The sequence below is a fragment of the Thiobacillus sp. genome (assembly GCF_024708915.1).
This window is the reverse complement of sequence record NZ_JANJXQ010000011.1, coordinates 1-15,729: the sequence shown is the minus strand read 5'-3', so window position 1 is coordinate 15,729 and position 15,729 is coordinate 1. Positions and strand designations below refer to the sequence as shown.

Sequence of the window (15,729 nt, the reverse complement as noted above, 5' to 3'; positions counted from 1 at the left end):
CCCTGCGCCTGGCCGTGCGTCACCAGCGCCTCGGCGATGTCGCGCGTCATCCATTCCTGATAGGTGAAGCGATGGCCGATCGCATCGACCAGGCGCGCGATGCGCCCGAAGCCGTGCAGCCGGCCGCCGGGGATGTAGGCCACGTGCGCGACGCCACGGAACGGCACCAGGTGATGCGGGCACACGCCGTGCACCGCGATGCCGCGCACCACCACCATGTCGTTACGGTCGTCGGCGAAGCCTTCGCCCAGCGCCTCGGCGGGCGCAATCGCATAGCCGCCGAGCAGCCGCTTCTGCCACAGTTCGCGCACGCGTTGCGCGGTGCGCCCGGTGTGCACCGAATCCGGCGCGACCCCGCAGGCGACGAGCATGTCGTTCACCGCGCGTTCGAACGCTGCCGGGTCGAATGCGCCGACTTGCGGAATGCCGAGGCTGCCGCTGGCGTGCGGGGCGCGGCCGTCGTGGTCGCAGGCGTCGCTCATCTTATTTCAGCGTCGCCTTCAGGAACTCCAGCGTCCGCGTCCACGAATCCCGGTCGGCTGCGTTGTCGTACTTGAGCGGCAGCCCGAATTGTGCGGCGTAACTGTCAGCCTCGCGGTTGGTGAAGGTATGCTTCACGCCGGGATAGGCCACCAGCATGTAATCCGCCTGGGCGTTGTCCATTTCGGTCTTGAACGCTTCGACCTGCTCGGGCGGCACGAGCGGATCGGCCTCGCCGTGGAAGATGCGCAGCTTGGCCTTGATGTCGCCCGGCTTGACCGTCACGTCGGTCGCCAGCACGCCGTGGTAGCTGACCACCGCCTTCAGCGGCTCGCCCGCACGCGCCATGTTGAGCACCACGCCGCCGCCAAAGCAGTAGCCCAGCGCGGCCAGTTCGCCCTTCTTCACGTTGGGCTGCTTGTCGAGGAATTTCTCGGCCGCCTGAAACCGGGCCAGCGCCAGCGGCGGGTTCTTGTTCACGCTGCCGGCGAGCGCGCCGGCCTCCTGCGGGTTGTCGGCGATCTGGCCGTTGCCGTACATATCGACCACCAGCGCGACGTAGCCCTCGCCCGCCAGCATGCGCGCACGCTTCCTGGCGTAATCGTTGGCGCCCCACCACTCCGGCACCACCAGCACGCCGGCGCGCTTGCCCTTGATGGCATCGTCAAACGCCAGATAGCCTTTCATGACGGTATCGCCCGCCTTGTAGCTGACATCCTTGCCGACCACGGCGGCGAGGGCGGATGAGGTGAAAAACAACAATGACAGGGCAAGCGCGGTTTTCATGGGCGTCTCCGGATCGAGGGATGGGTTGGTCGACCCAAAAGCATACCGCGCCCGCGCTTGCAATAACAACCGCGCTCGAACAGCGGCCATGCGCGCCGGCGGTTTGCCTCGCAGGCACCGCGGTAAACTTGCAGGCTGCTCGCTCACCGCCCCTGCCATGACCGATTCCATCCGCCTTGCCAAACGCGTCGCCGAGATCCGCGCCTGTTCGCGCCGCGAAGCCGAACAAACCATCGCCGGCGGCTGGGTGCGGGTGGACGGCGTCGTGATCGAAGAGCCGCAATTCCGGGTTGCCGATCAGCGCATCGAAATCGACCCGCTGGCCGATCCCGCGCAGACCCAGGCCGTCACCCTGCTGCTGCACAAACCGCCCGGCTATCGCACGGGCCTGGGCGACGACGCGGACGACAAAGCCGCGTCGCTGCCGCACGCGCATCAACTGCTCGGTGCCGCCGCCTGGTGGGCCGAAGACGCCTCCGGCATCCGCCCGCTGAAAAAGCATTTCGCCCGGTTGACCTTGTGTATGCCGCTGGAAACCGGCGCCAGCGGACTGGTCGTCTTCACCCAGGACTGGCGCGTGGCGCGCAAACTGACCGAGGATGCCGCCACGCTGGAGCACGAAGTCATCGTCGAAGTCGCGGGTGAACTCATCCCGCACGGACTCAAACGGCTGAATCAGAGCATTTCCTTCCACCCGCAAGGGGTAGGCCGTGGTTGTCCCCGCGAGGGGGAGGCCGCGGTTGTAAAGCCGACAAGCCGGCAGCAACCTCGCTCTAAAGACGCTAAAGCGTCAACAACCACGCTCCAGGGCCGTATGCCGTCTGCCATCAAGGTCAGCTGGCAAAACGAGAACCGCCTGCGGGTGGCGTTGAAGGGCGCCCAAATCGGACAAATCGCGCACCTGTGCGAAGCCGTTGGCCTGCGCGTGGTGTCGATGAAGCGCATCCGTCTCGGGCGCGTGCCGCTAGCGCAGCTGCCGCCCGGCCAGTGGCGCTATCTGTGTCCCGGCGAGCGGTTTTGAGGGCTGCGCGGAACGCCGGGGTGGCCGCTGCGCGCCTCGACTGCACGAACCCCGTCCCGGCAAACCCGTCAGCCGGTACTCCAGGCCCGCGGACGCTTCATTCCCGCGATCTTGCATGCCTGCTGGACATAGCCATACGCGAACAGCCTGTAAAGCGCATTGCGCGCATCGGCTCCCATGCGCTGCGACAGGTGCTTGATCACATAGCGGGCATCGGGGGCGATCTGGTTCTCTTCGTAGAATTCGCGCATGAAGCGGATGACGTCCCAATGCGCGTCCGTAAGCTTGACATTCTCTTTCTGCGCGAAATATTCAGCGAGGGCTTCGCTCCATTCGCCGGGCTCGACCAGGTAACCTTCCTCATCGAGATTCGGCAAGTTCAGTGTTGCTGCAGCTTCCATCGTTCAACCTCCTCGGAAATGCCTGGCTCCGATGAACCAGGCCGGCCAGAAAACGGCGATTGCAGAATCTCAGGCAAGGGCCGGAACAAGCCCCAGCATGACCAGCATCACCCACACCACAAGGCCGAGCGCGGTGACGGTATAGGCGATGTCGAAGGCGACAAGACCCTCCTCGACCTTGAGGATGCTGCCCACCCCGCGGAAAATCAGCACGACCGACCCCGCCAGCCCAAGAACGACCATGGCTATGATCAAGGCGATCTGGTCGGAGAAGAGCACCAGCGACGAAAGCCAGAGCGGCACCGCTGCGACGGCGGCAAGCGTGAAGGCGTCGTGGTAATTACTGTCGATCCCCTTGCTGTTGGCCACCGACTTGATCGCCCAGGCCATGAGCGGCACGGTGATCAACTCGGCGATCAGGAAGAAGAGCGCGGCGATGCTCCACGCCTGTCCCGCGGTATCGGGAAACATGGCGGCACCCAAATGCTGTCCGGCATACTCCAGCATCAATGGCGGAATCAGCGAGAACGGCACCACCAGCAGGACGAACAGCTTGATGGCAGAGGGCTGTATGCGCGCGAACTCATTCCATCCTTCGGGCGACGCGACGAACAGTTTGTGGATATGCAGGATACTCATGTGAATCTCCTTTTTCGAGAGCGGTCTTTGGACACGCATGACGGTACTCTCGGTTACCGCCGCAACGAAAGTGATGGCAAGCCCGCGAGACCATCATGATTTATTTGTATCACAACATGATATAAAAGCCAAATAAAAATCCACTTGAGACGCGACCAAACCCAATGCCGCCCCTTTCCCTCAGCAAAAGCGACTTCGAAACGCTCTCCCATTTCCGTTATCAACTCCGGCGCTTCCTGCGTTTCAGCGAGGAAGCGGCCCGCCGGCATGGCGTCACCCATCTTCAGTACCAGTTGCTGCTGCACATACGCGGATTTCCGGATCGCGAGTGGGCTACCGTCGGCGAGTTGGCGGAACGTCTGCAGGCCCATCACCATGGTGTGGTTTCGCTCATCTCGCGGTGCGAAAAGCTTGGACTGGTACAGCGCCAAGTGGGGCGCAACGACCGGCGCGCGGTGGAGGTGCACCTGACCGCCAGGGGAAACGATATGCTGAATGCACTCGCAGGCCAGCACCGCGACGAGTTGCTCAAACTGCAAGGCATCTTCCGCGTGCCTGGAGCGGAGGAACTGGCCGCAGGAGAAGGGAACAGCCAGCGCTGATCCATCGGTCGGCCACTCGACGCCAGCGAAACCGGGAACAGGTCAGGAAAACGGTATGGCCGCGTAGCCGGGGACGGCGGGCGCGGCAGGTGCCCGCCCTGTGCTGTGCGACGCGGCGGTTGAACTGGCGGCCCGCTACCCCGGTAAAAACAATTCCAGCAGATCGTTCAGAAAGCGCTGGCCCTGCAAGGTCGGTTTGAGGTGGCTTGCGCCGACCTCCATCAGGCCCCGCGCTTGCGCCTGTTCGAGCGCAGACGCGCAAACGAACAGCGGCAAGCCGGTGCGTTCTTCAAACAGCGCAGCGGGGACGCCGTCATTGAGCCGCAGGGCGTTCATCATGAACTCGAACGGCAGATCGCTGCGCGTGAGCGAACGGACCTCGGCAATGTGGCGGTCCTGCCGGACCGCGTCCATGTACTGCTGTGGATGCTTGGTGCGCATCTGCCGCAGGATGCGGTCGTGAAAACTCAGCTTGGAATGCGCACCCGCGCCGATGCCGAGGTAGTCGCCAAACCGCCAGTAATTGAGATTGTGGCGGCTGGCGTGAAGCGGCCGGGCATAGGCCGAGGTTTCGTAATGCTCCATGCCGGCCTCATTCAGCCTGGCCTCGATCGCCAACTGCATGTCGGCGGCCAGGTCGTCGTCCGGCAGGTTCGGCGGCGCGCTGTGGCCGAACGGGGTGTTGGGTTCGAGCGTGAGGTGATAGGCGGACAGGTGCGGCGGCCGCAAGGCGAGCGCGATGTCGAGATCGGCCGCGGCCTCGGCCAGCGTTTGCCCCGGCAGGGCGAACATCAGGTCGAGATTGAAGGTATCGAAATGGGTGGCGGCCAGCTCGGCGGCGCGGCGGGCCTCGGCGCCGTCGTGGATGCGCCCGAGCGCCTGCAGATGGCGCGGATTGAAACTCTGGATGCCGAGCGAGACCCGGGTCACGCCCGCTGCGCGGAAGCCGGCGAACTTCGCCGCTTCCACCGTTCCGGGGTTGGCTTCGAGGGTAATTTCCGCGCCGGGCAGCAATTGGGTCAGCGTGCGCACGCCGCTCAGGATGCGCTCGATGCCCTGCGCCGAAAACAGGCTGGGGGTGCCGCCGCCGAAGAACACCGTGTGGATTGTGCGTCCCCAGATGTCGGGCAGCGCGCGCTCCAGATCGAGCAGCAGCGCATCGATGTAGGCGGTTTCGGGAATACCTTGCGCGGCGTGCGAATTGAAGTCGCAGTACGGGCATTTTTTCACGCACCACGGCAAATGAATGTAGAGCGACAGCGGCGGCTGGACCCGCAGGCCGCTGCCGGCAAAGCGGACGACGGGATCAGCCAAGTCGCTTCAGCTTGTCGGCCAGTTCGCGCAAGGCCTGGCCGCGATGCGAAACGGCGTTCTTCTCGTCCTCACCGAGTTCGGCGCCGGTTTTTCCAGACTGCGGCAGCAGGAAATACGGGTCGTAGCCGAAGCCGTTCTCGCCGCGCGGCGTGTCGACGATTTCGCCAAACCAGCGGCCCTCGGCGATCAGCGGCTCGGGATCGTCGGCGTAGCGCACCAGCACCATCACGCAGTAATAGTGCGCGCGGCGGTTGGCTTGGTCCGCAAGCGCGGCGATGAGCTTTTCGTTGTTGCGTTGGTCGGATTTCGGCTCGCCGGCGTAGCGTGCGGAATACACGCCGGGCGCGCCGTTGAGCGCCTCGACGCAGATGCCGGAATCGTCGGCCAGCGCCGGCAGGCCGGTGTGCGTGCTGGCGTGGCGCGCCTTGGCAAGGCAGTTCTCGACGAAGGTGACGTGCGGCTCGGGGCATTCGGGAACACCGAAATCGGACTGCGGCACGGCGGAAATTTCGAGCGGTTCGAGGATGCGCGCAATCTCGCGCAGCTTGCCCGGATTGCCGGAGGCAATGACGATTTTCTTCATGGGGGTTCCTTTTGATTTTTTATCCGCGAAGGACGCGAAGTGCCGCGAAGAAAACCCGAATTCCCCTTCGCGTTTCTTCGCGTCCTTCGCGGATCAATTCGCTTTTAATGCTGCCTGTTGCGCTGCGCCGATCTGCGCGATGCCGGCGGTCGCCAGGTCGAGCAGGGCTTCGAGGGTGGTGCGGCTGAACGGTGTGCCTTCGGCAGTGCCCTGCACTTCGACGATGCCGCCGCTGCCGGTCATCACCACGTTCATGTCGGTGTCGCAGTCCACATCCTCGACGTAGTCCAGGTCCAGCACCGGCTGGCCCCGATAAACGCCGACCGAGACGGCGGCGATGCTGCCGGTGAGCGGGGTTTCGGCCAGTTTGCCGTCGCGCAGCAAGCCTGCGACGGCGTCGGCCACCGCGACCCAGGCGCCGCAGATGCTGGCGCAGCGGGTGCCGCCGTCGGCCTGCAATACGTCGCAGTCGATGTGCAGGGTGCGTTCGCCCAGCTTCTTCAGGTCGACCACCGCGCGCAGGCTGCGCCCGATCAGCCGCTGGATTTCCTGGGTGCGTCCGGACTGCTTGCCGCGCGCCGCTTCGCGGTCGCTGCGGGTGTGGGTGGAACGCGGCAGCATGCCGTACTCGGCCGTCACCCAGCCTTCGCCGCTGCCTTTTTTATGCGGCGGCAGCTTGTCGAGCACGCTGGCGGTGCACAGGACGCGGGTATCGCCCATGGCGACGAGCACCGAGCCTTCGGCGTGCTTGGTGAACCGGCGAGTGAAGGAAAGGGCGCGCAGCGCATCGGGCGCACGGCCGCTGGGGCGGGAAATCGGGGACATGGCGGGCTGTCGGGACGGAAAACGCAATTTTACCGCGGCGCGCGTGCCCGCGCCCAGCAGGGCCGCGCGCCGCTTATTTGGTGGAAATTTTCTGGATGGCCTGCTGGATTTCGGCAATGGCGCGCTCGATCTCGTCGTCCGACACCGCCGGCGTGCCGGGCACCGGGCGCAGCGCGTTTATCTGCGTGGTGACGCCGCCATCCGGCAGCGCCAGGGTGGAGATGGAATCCTTGCTCGGCATGCGCGCCTCACCCCAGGTCATGGCGATCAGGCTGAGATTGTCGCCGTGCGCGCCACCGCGGAATTCGGCATGGTCCATCAGGTGGCGCACCGCGTCTTCGAGCGTGTAGGCATGCAGCAGGGCCGACACTTCGGGGATGCTGATCATGCCCCAGATGCCGTCGGTGCACAGCAGCATGCTGTCGGCGTCGTGCAGCGGAACCGGCGCATTGCACTCCACCTGCGGCGCGACATAGCCGCCCAGGCAGTTGGATACTTTGTTGCGCTCCGGATGGTTGCCCGCCTCTTCCTCGCTGATGATGCCGTCGCGCACCAGTTGCGCGACGGCAGTGTGGTCTTCGGTGCGCGCGATCAGACTGCCGTCGCTGAACAGGTACAGCCGCGAATCGCCCACATGCGCCCAGTACGCGGTGTTGTCTTGTACCACGGCGGCAACGCAGGTGGTATGGGGGATTTCCAGCAGATCCTGTTCGACTGCGTAATCGTTGATGGCGAAATGCGCGCGCGTGGTCACCTCGGCCAGGAAAGCCATCGGATCGGCCAGGCGCGGCCTGGCCATTTTCTGGAACTGCTCGGTCAGCGTCTGCACCGCGATCTGCGCCGCGATCTCGCCATGCATGTGGCCGCCCATGCCGTCGGCCACCACCATCAGCAGCGCATCGCGGCTGTAGGAGTAGGCAACCCGGTCCTGGTTGTTCTTGCGCCCGCCCTGACGGGATGCCTGGTAGATGGTGAATTTCATGGTGCGTAGTCTAGGAGTCAGTCGGGCTTAAGGGATCGAAGCGAATTCGGCTGGGTGAGAACGGATTTTGCCGATTTGCCGGTCAATAGTCATTCTATTGATTCTGTTAACCCAAAAGCGGCGAAATGAAATATGGACCGCCCAAGCGGATTTGCAGGCGATTCATCATAAGTCCGACAGGCTCCTAGAACAATTCCTTGCTAAGCGAACGCTTCAGGCTGGTCAAAAACGAAGTGCGCGGCGGCATCATCGCGCTGCGGTCCATCAGCACTTTCTGCAGGCTGAATACGCTTTGCGGGCGTTCCATGTAGTTGAGCCTGAGGCAATGATCGATGGTTTCCAGCAACTGGTCGGAATAGGCGCCGCGCCAGTTGGTCGTCGCTGGCACCAGCTTGTCGTTGAGCAGGCGCGCATCCGCCGCCTGCGGCGGATAGCCCGCCAGACAGGCATACAGGCTGGCACCCACGCTGTAGACGTCGGTCCACGGCCCCAGCCGTTCGCGGTTGTGATACTGCTCGGGCGCCGCGAAACCTGGCGTATACATCGGCTGCAGCTTGCTTTCTTCTTGGGTCAGCGTCTGCCGTGCAGCGCCGAAATCGATCAGCACCGGCGAGCCGTCGAGGCGGACGTACAGATTGGACGGCTTGATGTCGAGATGCAGCAGCTTGTGCGTGTGCACCTCGCGCAGGCCGTTCAGCAATTGGGCGAACACGCGCCGGATGAAACTTTCGCGGATGGTGCCGCGATTGGCCTGGATATGCTGCTGCAGCGTTTTGCCGCGCTCGAAGCGCATCACCATGTAGACGGTTTCGTTGGCGCGGAAAAAATTGGTCACGCGGATGACGTTGGGATGATCGATGCGCGCCAGCGCCCGGCCCTCCTCGAAAAAACACTTCATGCCGTGGCGGAAGATGTTGTTGTTTTCGGACGAATTGGCCTGCACGATGACCGAACCTTCGGTACGCAGCACCAGCGCGCCCGGCAGGTATTCCTTGATCGCCACCGACTGGTTGTCGTCGTCGCGCGCCAGGTACACCATGCTGAAGCCGCCACCGCCGATCTTGCGCACGATGGTGTATTCGTTCAGCCGGTAACCATTGGGCAGCGCTTGATTGGGTTGAGTCGCCATAGTCGAACGTCTATTATCTTTGCCTGTTAACCGGCCATGCCACAAAAACCCACTCCGGCTCCGCGCCGGTAATCGTTCCATAACCCACACGTCAGGCCATCCATGACCGCCAGCATGACCGGGTTTGCCGCCCACAGCCTCACCCTTGACCATGCCAGCGTCAGCATCGATCTGCGCAGCGTCAATCAACGCTTTCTCGAGCTGCACTTCCGCCTGGCCGACGAGTTTCGCTCGCTGGAGCCGCAACTGCGCGACCTGATCAATAACCGTCTCGCGCGTGGCAAGGTGGAATGCCGCGTCAGCCTGAACCTGCTGCCTGCCGCTACGCTTGATAACGGCCTGAATCCAGCCATTCTTGAGCGTCTTTCGCACTGGCAAGCCGACGTGCTGCAGCGTCTGCCGAACAGCGCCCCCCTCTCCGTCAACGAGGTCCTGCGCTGGCCCGGCGCGGTGCAAACCGCCACGCTGTCGCAAGACGCACTGAACGAGGCGGTACTGGCAGGGCTGCACGAGACACTGGACGAACTGGTGGAGAGCCGCCTGCGCGAGGGTGCCAAGCTGAAACAGCACATTCTCGACCGGCTCGGCGCGGCCGAAGCGCAGGTGGCCAGCTTGCAGCCCCTGCTGCCGGCGCTGGCCGCGGCGCAGCGCGACAGGCTGGCGGAACGCCTGCGCGATGCGCTGGGAGAAACAGGGCACGAACGGCTGGCACAGGAAGTCGCGCTGGCGGCGCAAAAAGCCGATGTCGACGAAGAGCTTTCCCGCCTCGCCACCCACTTTTCCGAGGTCCGCCGCGTGCTCGATCAGGCCGGCGCCATCGGCAAGCGGCTGGATTTTCTGATGCAGGAACTGCACCGCGAAGCCAACACTCTGGGCTCCAAGTCGGTGGCAGTGGAGACTTCGCGCGTCTCGCTCGAACTCAAGGTGCTGATCGAGCAGATGCGCGAGCAGGTGCAGAATATCGAATAGACTTTTATCCGCGAAGGACGCGAAGAAACGCGAAGGTAACCCCTTGATGTCTTTCTTCGCGTTTCTTCGCGTCCTTCGCGGACAGGATTTTTTGTGAAATGACAGGGCATCCGGAACGATCATGACCCCTACCCCCAGCAACGGTGTGCTTTATATCGTCAGCGCCCCCTCCGGCGCAGGCAAGACCAGCCTGGTCAAGGCGCTGCTGAAAGCCGACCCGGCGATCCGCCTGTCGGTGTCCTACACCACGCGCGTCCCGCGGCCTGGCGAAACCGACGGCCGTGACTACCATTTCGTCAGCCGCGAGCGCTTCGAGGCGATGCTGGCCGAGGGCGAGTTTCTTGAGCACGCCGAGGTGTACGGCAATTTTTACGGCACCTCGAAAGGTGTCGTCGCCCGCGATCTCGACGCCGGTCGCGACATCCTGCTGGAAATCGACTGGCAGGGCGCCGCCCAGGTGAAGACGCATTTCCCGCAATCTGCGTCGATTTTCATTCTGCCGCCGTCGTTCAATGCGCTGCGTACCCGTCTTAACGGACGCGGGCAGGACAGCGCCGAGGTGATCGAGCGCCGGCTCGCCGCCGCGGCGCATGACGTCGCTCATGCCGGCGCGTTCGACTATATAATTGTCAACGATGATTTCGACCACGCTCTGCAGGATCTGGTCGCCATTACCCGCAGCATTCGTCTCGAAGCGGCGCGCCAGCTGGACCGGTACGCCGCGCTGTTCGACGAATTCGGACGTATCTAAACCCGCACCGCCTGAAGCAGGAGTATCCCTATGGCCCGCATCACCGTCGATGACTGCATCGACATGTTTCCCAACCGTTTCGAACTGACGCTCGCCGTGACCTATCGCGCACGCCAGCTGGCGCAGGGTTCGCAGCCCATGGTCGAATCGAAGGACAAACCCATCGTCACCGCGCTGCGCGAGATCGCGGCCGGCAAGGTCGGACGTGAAATCCTCAACCGGGGCCGCGCCTGAGCATCCGCTCACCCACCAACCGGCGCACGCAAGCCGCGCGCCGGCGATGATGCGCGAATTTGAATCGCTGCGTCCGGCCCTGGTTTATCTGCCGCCGGACGAAATCGGCACCATCGAACAAGCCTACGAATTCAGCCGTAACGCCCACGAAGGCCAGTTCCGCAAAAGCGGCGAACCCTATATTTCCCACCCGCTGGCAGTTGCCGGCATCCTGGCCGGCTGGCATCTCGACGCGCAGACCCTGGCCGCCGCACTGCTGCATGACGTGGTGGAAGACACCCCGGCCACCGCGGGCGAAATCGAGACGCGCTTCGGCAAGGCGGTCGCGCTGCTGGTGGAGGGTGTCTCAAAGCTCGACAAACTGGCGTTTGCATCCGAGCAGCAGGCGCAGGCGGAGAACTTCCGCAAGATGCTGCTGGCGATGGCGCAGGACGTGCGGGTCATTCTGGTCAAACTGGCCGACCGCCTGCACAACATGCATACCATGGGTGCGATGCCGGCCGAAAAACGCCGCCGCATCGCCGCCGAAACGCTGGAAATTTACGCGCCGATCGCCAACCGCCTGGGCTTGCATTCGGTATACCAGGAACTGGAAGATCTCGGTTTTCGCTACAGCCATCCCAACCGCTATCAGGTGTTGTCGAAAGCAGTCAAGGCGGCACGCGGCAACCGCCGCGAACTGGTCGACAAGGTCAAGATTGCGCTGCAGGAAAAACTCGAACTATGCAAGGTCGAGGCCGCCATCAGCGGGCGCGAGAAACACCTCTACAGCATCTATCGCAAGATGCAGGAAAAAAACCTGGCGTTCTCCGAGGTGTTCGACATCTACGGCTTTCGCGTGGTGGTGCGCGACCAGCCCTCCTGCTATCTGGCGCTCGGCGCACTGCACGCGCTGTACAAACCCATCCCCGGCAAGTTCAAGGATTACATCGCGATACCCAAGGCCAACGGCTACCAGTCGCTGCATTCCATCCTGTTCGGCCCCAACGGCACCCCGATCGAAATCCAGATCCGCACTTCCGACATGAACCGTCTGGCCGAGTCGGGCGTCGCCTCGCACTGGATGTACAAATCCGCCGACACCGCACTGAACGAGGTGCAGACGCGCACCCACCGCTGGCTGCAATCGCTGCTCGACATCCAGGCCGACCACGGCGACTCGCCCGAATTCCTGGAACACATCAAGGTCGACCTGTTCCCGGATGAAGTCTACGTGTTCACCCCCAAGGGCAGGATCATGGCATTGCCGCGCGGTGCCACGGCGGTGGATTTTGCGTTTGCCGTGCACACCGACGTCGGCCGCCACTGTGTGGCGGTGAAGATCAATTACGAACTGATGCCCCTGCGCACCCAGCTTCGAAATGGCGACCACGTCGAAATTCTCACCGCTGCCAACGCCAGTCCCAATGCCGCCTGGCTGAATTTCGTCGTCACCGGCAAGGCGCGTTCGCACATACGTAATTACCTGCGCAATACGCGGATAGAAGAGGCGGCGGCACTGGGTGAACGTCTGCTCAACAATGCGCTCGCCGCACTCAATCCCGAAGCGGCCGTGCCCGACTTCGCCGTATGGGAGCGGCTAGTCAAAGACTATGGTCTGCAAACCCGGCAGGAATTGCTGGCGGGAATTGGCTTGGGCCGCAAACTGCCGCTGGTGGTAGCGCATCAGCTACTGCACGTGCAGGGCGAGAAAACCGGCGAGCCGGCGCACCCCCACGCCATCAGCATCCGCGGCACCGAAGGCATCGCGGTCGAACTGGCGCAATGCTGCCATCCAATTCCCGGCGACCCGATTCTCGGCTTCATCCACAAGGATCGCGGACTCATCATCCATACCCACGACTGCCCCTCGATCCGCGCCTTCCGCACCGACCCCGACAAATGGCTGGATGTGGAATGGGAGGCCGAACCGGGGCACATGTTCGACGTCTCGATCAAGGTCGTCGTCGGCAACCAGCGCGGCGTGCTGGCCAAGGTCGCGGCGGCGATCGCCGAACACGGCTCCAACATCGGCAACGTCTCGATGGAAGAGGAAGACGGCAGCCCCTACACCGTGCTGTTCTTCACCGTGCAGGTGGAAAACCGCATGCATCTTGCACGCGTCATGCGCGGTCTGCGCGCCTTGCCCGACGTGGTGCGGATTTTCCGTATCAAAGGGAAAAAGGATGGCCGTGCCGCCCTCCCCCAATAAGCCCACCTCACCCACCTGGCACCAGGAAACCCAGCATGAACAAAAGCATCATCCAGACCGCCGACGCACCTGCCGCGATCGGCACCTATTCGCAGGCCGTGCGGGCCGGCCATACCGTGTACCTGTCCGGCCAGATCGGTCTCGACCCCGCCTCCATGCAGCTGGTGGACGGCATCGAGCCGCAGATTCATCAGGTGTTCAAGAATCTGGCCGCCGTAGCAGCGGCTGCCGGCGGCTCGCTGGTGGATGTGGTGAAGCTGAACGTGTTCCTCACCGATCTCGGCGACTTCCCCAAGGTCAACGAGATCATGGCCGGCTACTTCAGCCAGCCCTACCCGGCACGTGCCGCGGTGGGGGTGGCCGCGCTGCCGCGCGGCGCGCTGGTCGAGGCCGATGCGGTGATGGTGAGCGGATAAATTGCCGCCTTGAAAGCGGCCTCGCCGTTTTCCTTTCCCGTCAGTCCTGCGCTCGCCGCCAAACTCGCCAAGCTGGGCCTCGTCCGCGATGCCGACCTGGTGCTGCACCTGCCGCTGCGCTGGGAGGACGAAACCCGCGTGACGCCGATCCGCGATCTGCTGCCGGGACAAACCGCACAGGTGCAGGCGACGGTACGCGAGGCCAGCGTCGCCTACCGGCCGCGCCGCATGCTGACGCTGACGGTGGAGGACGATGGCGGCGTGCTCGGCATCCGCTTCCTGCATTTCTACCCTAGCCACCTCAAGCTCTTTCAGGCGGGGCAAAGCTTCCGTTTCAACGGCGAAGTCCGCGGCGGCTTTCTCGGGCTGGAGATGGTGCACCCGCGTTTCGTCAAAGCCGACGATGCCACACCCCTGCCGACCCAGCTCACGCCGGTGTATCCGACCACCGCCGGGCTTGGCCAGGCCACGCTGCGCAAGCTGGTCGAGCGCGCATTGGCCGCACCGATTGCCGACACCCTGCCCGCCGACTGGCTGGCCGCACTGAATCTGCCCGGGCTGGAAGCGAGCATCCGCCTGCTGCACCAGCCTCCGCTCGACTGCGCATTGAACGAACTCGAATCGCGCCGTCACCCCGCGTGGCAGCGGCTGGCCTTCGACGAACTGCTGGCGCAGCAGCTGTCGCTGGCCAGCGCGCGCCGGCAACGGCAGTCGCGCCCGGCGCAGCCGTTGCCGTCCCGGCAACGGCTGACCGCCGGCTTCATCGGCACGCTGCCGTTCGCGCTGACCGCCGCGCAGGCACGCGCCTGGCAGGAAATCAGCGCCGACCTCGGCGAGCCGCACCCGATGCGCCGCCTGCTGCAGGGCGACGTCGGCAGCGGCAAAACCGTGGTGGCTGCGCTGGCCTGCCTGCAGGCGATCGAAAACGGCTTGCAGGCCGCCTTCATGGCACCGACGGAAATTCTCGCCGAACAGCATTTCCGCAAATTGTCGCCGTTGTTGTCTGCGCTCGGCGTGCGCTGCGCCTGGGTGTCGGGCAGCCAGCGCAAAACCGAGCGCACCGCGGCGTGGCAGGCGATTGCCGCAGGCGAAGTCGATCTGGCATTCGGCACCCACGCACTGTTCCAGGCGGCCGGCAGCTTCGCCCGCCTGGGCCTGGCGGTCGTCGACGAGCAGCACCGTTTCGGCGTCGGCCAGCGCCTGGCGCTGATGCAAAAGGGCACGGAGCCGCACCAGCTGATGATGAGCGCAACGCCGATCCCGCGCACCCTGGCGATGAGTTTTTTTGCCGACCTCGATGTATCCGTCATCGATGCGCTGCCGCCGGGACGCACACCGGTCGTCACCAAGCTGGTCAGCGCCGCGCGCCGCGACGACGTGCTGGCCCGGGTGCGCGAGGCCTGCCTCGCCGGCGGCCAGGCCTACTGGGTGTGCCCGCTGATCGAGGAGTCCGAGAAGCTGCAATTGCAGACCGCGCAGGACACTTATGTCGCGCTGACGGCGCAGCTCCCGGAACTGCGCATCGGCCTGGTGCACGGGCGACTGAAACCGGACGAGAAACAGGCGGTGATGGCGGCGTTCCAGGCGCACGAAATCGACCTGCTGGTCGCCACCACCGTGATCGAAGTCGGCGTTGACGTGCCCAACGCCGCGCTGATGGTGATCGAGCATGCCGAGCGCATGGGGCTGGCGCAATTGCACCAGCTGCGCGGACGGGTGGGACGCGGCAGCCGCGAATCGGTGTGCGTGCTGCTGTATCAGACGCCGCTGTCGGAACTCGCACGTGCCCGGCTCAAGGTGATTTTCGAGTTGACCGACGGTTTCGAAATCGCACGCCAGGACTTGCTGCTGCGCGGCCCCGGCGAACTGCTCGGCCACCGCCAGAGCGGCTTGCCGATGCTGCGGTTTGCCGATCTGGAACGCGATGTCGCACTGCTGGAAGCCGCGCGCGATCTGGCGCAGCGCTGTCTCGCCGGCCACCCCGACATCGCCGCGCGCCACCTGGATCGCTGGATCGGCCAGCGGCAGGCGCTGTCGTCGATCTAGATGCCGTCGCTGCGGCATAATGCCGATTTTCCATATGATGAACGGTTCGCCGTGCGCGATTCCCGGCAGGGCTGGCTTGCCCACCCGCACTCGCTTCCGCGCTCGCTGCGCAGCTGGCTCAGCGATCACGGTTCGCTCACCCAGCGCCTCAAATCGCGCTGCGCATCGTTTCGCGTCGCACCGCTTGCCACCGGGATGGCCCGCGCCCACGCTGACGAATACGCGCTGCTGGGCATGACGCCGGGCAACCGCGCCTATGTGCGCGAAGTCATGCTGCTGTGCAACGGCGTGCCGGTGGTGTTTGCCCACAGCGTGCTGCCGCCTGCTGGTCTGCGCGGCGGCTGGAGCGGCATCACGCGG

General features: G+C 64.3%; 18 protein-coding genes. 9 read left to right on the top strand and 9 right to left on the bottom strand.

What is annotated here, in order from left to right:
- A partial coding sequence (locus Q0L94_RS01195) for a GTP cyclohydrolase I (protein ID WP_296749300.1) occupies positions 1-482 on the bottom strand: 482 nt, incomplete at its 3' end.
- Position 483: 1 nt separating this feature from the next.
- Positions 484-1,266 (bottom strand): dienelactone hydrolase family protein, encoded by a 783-nt coding sequence (locus tag Q0L94_RS01190; protein ID WP_296749298.1) that lies wholly within the window; start codon positions 1,264-1,266, stop codon positions 484-486.
- A 157-nt stretch (positions 1,267-1,423) separates the two neighbouring features.
- Between Q0L94_RS01190 and Q0L94_RS01185 the strand changes: the two genes are divergently transcribed.
- On the top strand, positions 1,424-2,287 hold the full coding sequence (locus tag Q0L94_RS01185) for an rRNA pseudouridine synthase (RefSeq protein ID WP_296749296.1): 864 nt from the start codon (positions 1,424-1,426) through the stop codon (positions 2,285-2,287).
- A gap of 68 nt (positions 2,288-2,355) precedes the next feature.
- Here Q0L94_RS01185 and Q0L94_RS01180 read toward each other — a convergent pair whose 3' ends face one another.
- Both Q0L94_RS01180 and Q0L94_RS01175 read right to left on the bottom strand, forming a co-directional pair.
- On the bottom strand, positions 2,356-2,688 hold the full coding sequence (locus Q0L94_RS01180) for a TusE/DsrC/DsvC family sulfur relay protein (protein ID WP_296749295.1): 333 nt from the start codon (positions 2,686-2,688) through the stop codon (positions 2,356-2,358).
- Positions 2,689-2,757: 69 nt separating this feature from the next.
- Positions 2,758-3,327 carry a Yip1 family protein gene (locus tag Q0L94_RS01175; protein ID WP_296749293.1) on the bottom strand — a complete coding sequence of 190 codons (570 nt, stop codon included), beginning with the start codon at positions 3,325-3,327 and terminating at the stop codon, positions 2,758-2,760.
- Between the two features lie 164 nt (positions 3,328-3,491).
- Between Q0L94_RS01175 and Q0L94_RS01170 the strand changes: the two genes are divergently transcribed.
- Positions 3,492-3,929: a MarR family winged helix-turn-helix transcriptional regulator gene (locus tag Q0L94_RS01170; RefSeq protein WP_296749291.1), complete on the top strand. Its 438-nt coding sequence runs from the start codon at positions 3,492-3,494 to the stop codon at positions 3,927-3,929.
- Between the two features lie 135 nt (positions 3,930-4,064).
- Here Q0L94_RS01170 and hemW read toward each other — a convergent pair whose 3' ends face one another.
- From hemW to Q0L94_RS01145, 5 genes are all read right to left on the bottom strand, one after another.
- The gene (gene hemW / locus Q0L94_RS01165) at positions 4,065-5,243 is read right to left on the bottom strand and encodes a radical SAM family heme chaperone HemW (RefSeq protein ID WP_296749290.1); all 1,179 of its coding nucleotides are present in this window, start codon (positions 5,241-5,243) and stop codon (positions 4,065-4,067) included.
- Positions 5,236-5,826, bottom strand: a complete 591-nt coding sequence (gene rdgB, locus Q0L94_RS01160; protein ID WP_296749288.1) for an RdgB/HAM1 family non-canonical purine NTP pyrophosphatase — start codon at positions 5,824-5,826, stop codon at positions 5,236-5,238. The genes hemW and rdgB overlap by 8 nt, the downstream gene beginning before the upstream one ends.
- A gap of 93 nt (positions 5,827-5,919) precedes the next feature.
- Positions 5,920-6,651, bottom strand: coding sequence for a ribonuclease PH (gene rph, locus Q0L94_RS01155; protein ID WP_296749286.1), 732 nt, complete (start codon positions 6,649-6,651; stop codon positions 5,920-5,922).
- Between the two features lie 73 nt (positions 6,652-6,724).
- On the bottom strand, positions 6,725-7,633 hold the full coding sequence (locus Q0L94_RS01150; RefSeq protein WP_296749284.1) for a protein phosphatase 2C domain-containing protein: 909 nt from the start codon (positions 7,631-7,633) through the stop codon (positions 6,725-6,727).
- Positions 7,634-7,817: 184 nt separating this feature from the next.
- Positions 7,818-8,762 (bottom strand): serine/threonine-protein kinase, encoded by a 945-nt coding sequence (locus tag Q0L94_RS01145; RefSeq protein ID WP_296749282.1) that lies wholly within the window; start codon positions 8,760-8,762, stop codon positions 7,818-7,820.
- 102 nt (positions 8,763-8,864) lie between these two features.
- Between Q0L94_RS01145 and Q0L94_RS01140 the strand changes: the two genes are divergently transcribed.
- From Q0L94_RS01140 to Q0L94_RS01110, 7 genes are all read left to right on the top strand, one after another.
- Complete coding sequence (locus Q0L94_RS01140; RefSeq protein WP_296749280.1) at positions 8,865-9,731, top strand: YicC/YloC family endoribonuclease; 867 nt, start codon at positions 8,865-8,867, stop codon at positions 9,729-9,731.
- Between the two features lie 121 nt (positions 9,732-9,852).
- The gene (gene gmk / locus Q0L94_RS01135; RefSeq protein ID WP_296749278.1) at positions 9,853-10,482 is read left to right on the top strand and encodes a guanylate kinase; all 630 of its coding nucleotides are present in this window, start codon (positions 9,853-9,855) and stop codon (positions 10,480-10,482) included.
- 30 nt (positions 10,483-10,512) lie between these two features.
- The gene (gene rpoZ / locus Q0L94_RS01130) at positions 10,513-10,716 is read left to right on the top strand and encodes a DNA-directed RNA polymerase subunit omega (protein WP_296641786.1); all 204 of its coding nucleotides are present in this window, start codon (positions 10,513-10,515) and stop codon (positions 10,714-10,716) included.
- Positions 10,717-10,762: 46 nt separating this feature from the next.
- The gene (locus tag Q0L94_RS01125) at positions 10,763-12,907 is read left to right on the top strand and encodes a bifunctional (p)ppGpp synthetase/guanosine-3',5'-bis(diphosphate) 3'-pyrophosphohydrolase (RefSeq protein WP_296749302.1); all 2,145 of its coding nucleotides are present in this window, start codon (positions 10,763-10,765) and stop codon (positions 12,905-12,907) included.
- Positions 12,908-12,942: 35 nt separating this feature from the next.
- Positions 12,943-13,323: a RidA family protein gene (locus tag Q0L94_RS01120; RefSeq protein ID WP_296749276.1), complete on the top strand. Its 381-nt coding sequence runs from the start codon at positions 12,943-12,945 to the stop codon at positions 13,321-13,323.
- A gap of 9 nt (positions 13,324-13,332) precedes the next feature.
- Positions 13,333-15,369: an ATP-dependent DNA helicase RecG gene (gene recG, locus Q0L94_RS01115; protein WP_296749274.1), complete on the top strand. Its 2,037-nt coding sequence runs from the start codon at positions 13,333-13,335 to the stop codon at positions 15,367-15,369.
- Positions 15,370-15,420: 51 nt separating this feature from the next.
- Positions 15,421-15,729 (top strand): chorismate lyase (locus tag Q0L94_RS01110; RefSeq protein WP_296749272.1); only part of this gene is annotated, 309 nt, incomplete at its 3' end.

What these genes read in the sequence shown, in the direction of transcription:
- Q0L94_RS01190 (WP_296749298.1), bottom strand. Translation starts at nt 1,266, where the DNA reads ATGAAAACCGCGCTTGCCCTGTCATTGTTGTTTTTCACCTCATCCGCC.
- Q0L94_RS01185 (WP_296749296.1), top strand. Translation starts at nt 1,424, where the DNA reads ATGACCGATTCCATCCGCCTTGCCAAACGCGTCGCCGAGATCCGCGCC.
- Q0L94_RS01180 (WP_296749295.1), bottom strand. Translation starts at nt 2,688, where the DNA reads ATGGAAGCTGCAGCAACACTGAACTTGCCGAATCTCGATGAGGAAGGT.
- Q0L94_RS01175 (WP_296749293.1), bottom strand. Translation starts at nt 3,327, where the DNA reads ATGAGTATCCTGCATATCCACAAACTGTTCGTCGCGTCGCCCGAAGGA.
- Q0L94_RS01170 (WP_296749291.1), top strand. Translation starts at nt 3,492, where the DNA reads ATGCCGCCCCTTTCCCTCAGCAAAAGCGACTTCGAAACGCTCTCCCAT.
- rdgB (WP_296749288.1), bottom strand. Translation starts at nt 5,826, where the DNA reads ATGAAGAAAATCGTCATTGCCTCCGGCAATCCGGGCAAGCTGCGCGAG.
- rph (WP_296749286.1), bottom strand. Translation starts at nt 6,651, where the DNA reads ATGTCCCCGATTTCCCGCCCCAGCGGCCGTGCGCCCGATGCGCTGCGC.
- Q0L94_RS01150 (WP_296749284.1), bottom strand. Translation starts at nt 7,633, where the DNA reads ATGAAATTCACCATCTACCAGGCATCCCGTCAGGGCGGGCGCAAGAAC.
- Q0L94_RS01145 (WP_296749282.1), bottom strand. Translation starts at nt 8,762, where the DNA reads ATGGCGACTCAACCCAATCAAGCGCTGCCCAATGGTTACCGGCTGAAC.
- Q0L94_RS01140 (WP_296749280.1), top strand. Translation starts at nt 8,865, where the DNA reads ATGACCGCCAGCATGACCGGGTTTGCCGCCCACAGCCTCACCCTTGAC.
- gmk (WP_296749278.1), top strand. Translation starts at nt 9,853, where the DNA reads ATGACCCCTACCCCCAGCAACGGTGTGCTTTATATCGTCAGCGCCCCC.
- rpoZ (WP_296641786.1), top strand. Translation starts at nt 10,513, where the DNA reads ATGGCCCGCATCACCGTCGATGACTGCATCGACATGTTTCCCAACCGT.
- Q0L94_RS01125 (WP_296749302.1), top strand. Translation starts at nt 10,763, where the DNA reads ATGATGCGCGAATTTGAATCGCTGCGTCCGGCCCTGGTTTATCTGCCG.
- Q0L94_RS01120 (WP_296749276.1), top strand. Translation starts at nt 12,943, where the DNA reads ATGAACAAAAGCATCATCCAGACCGCCGACGCACCTGCCGCGATCGGC.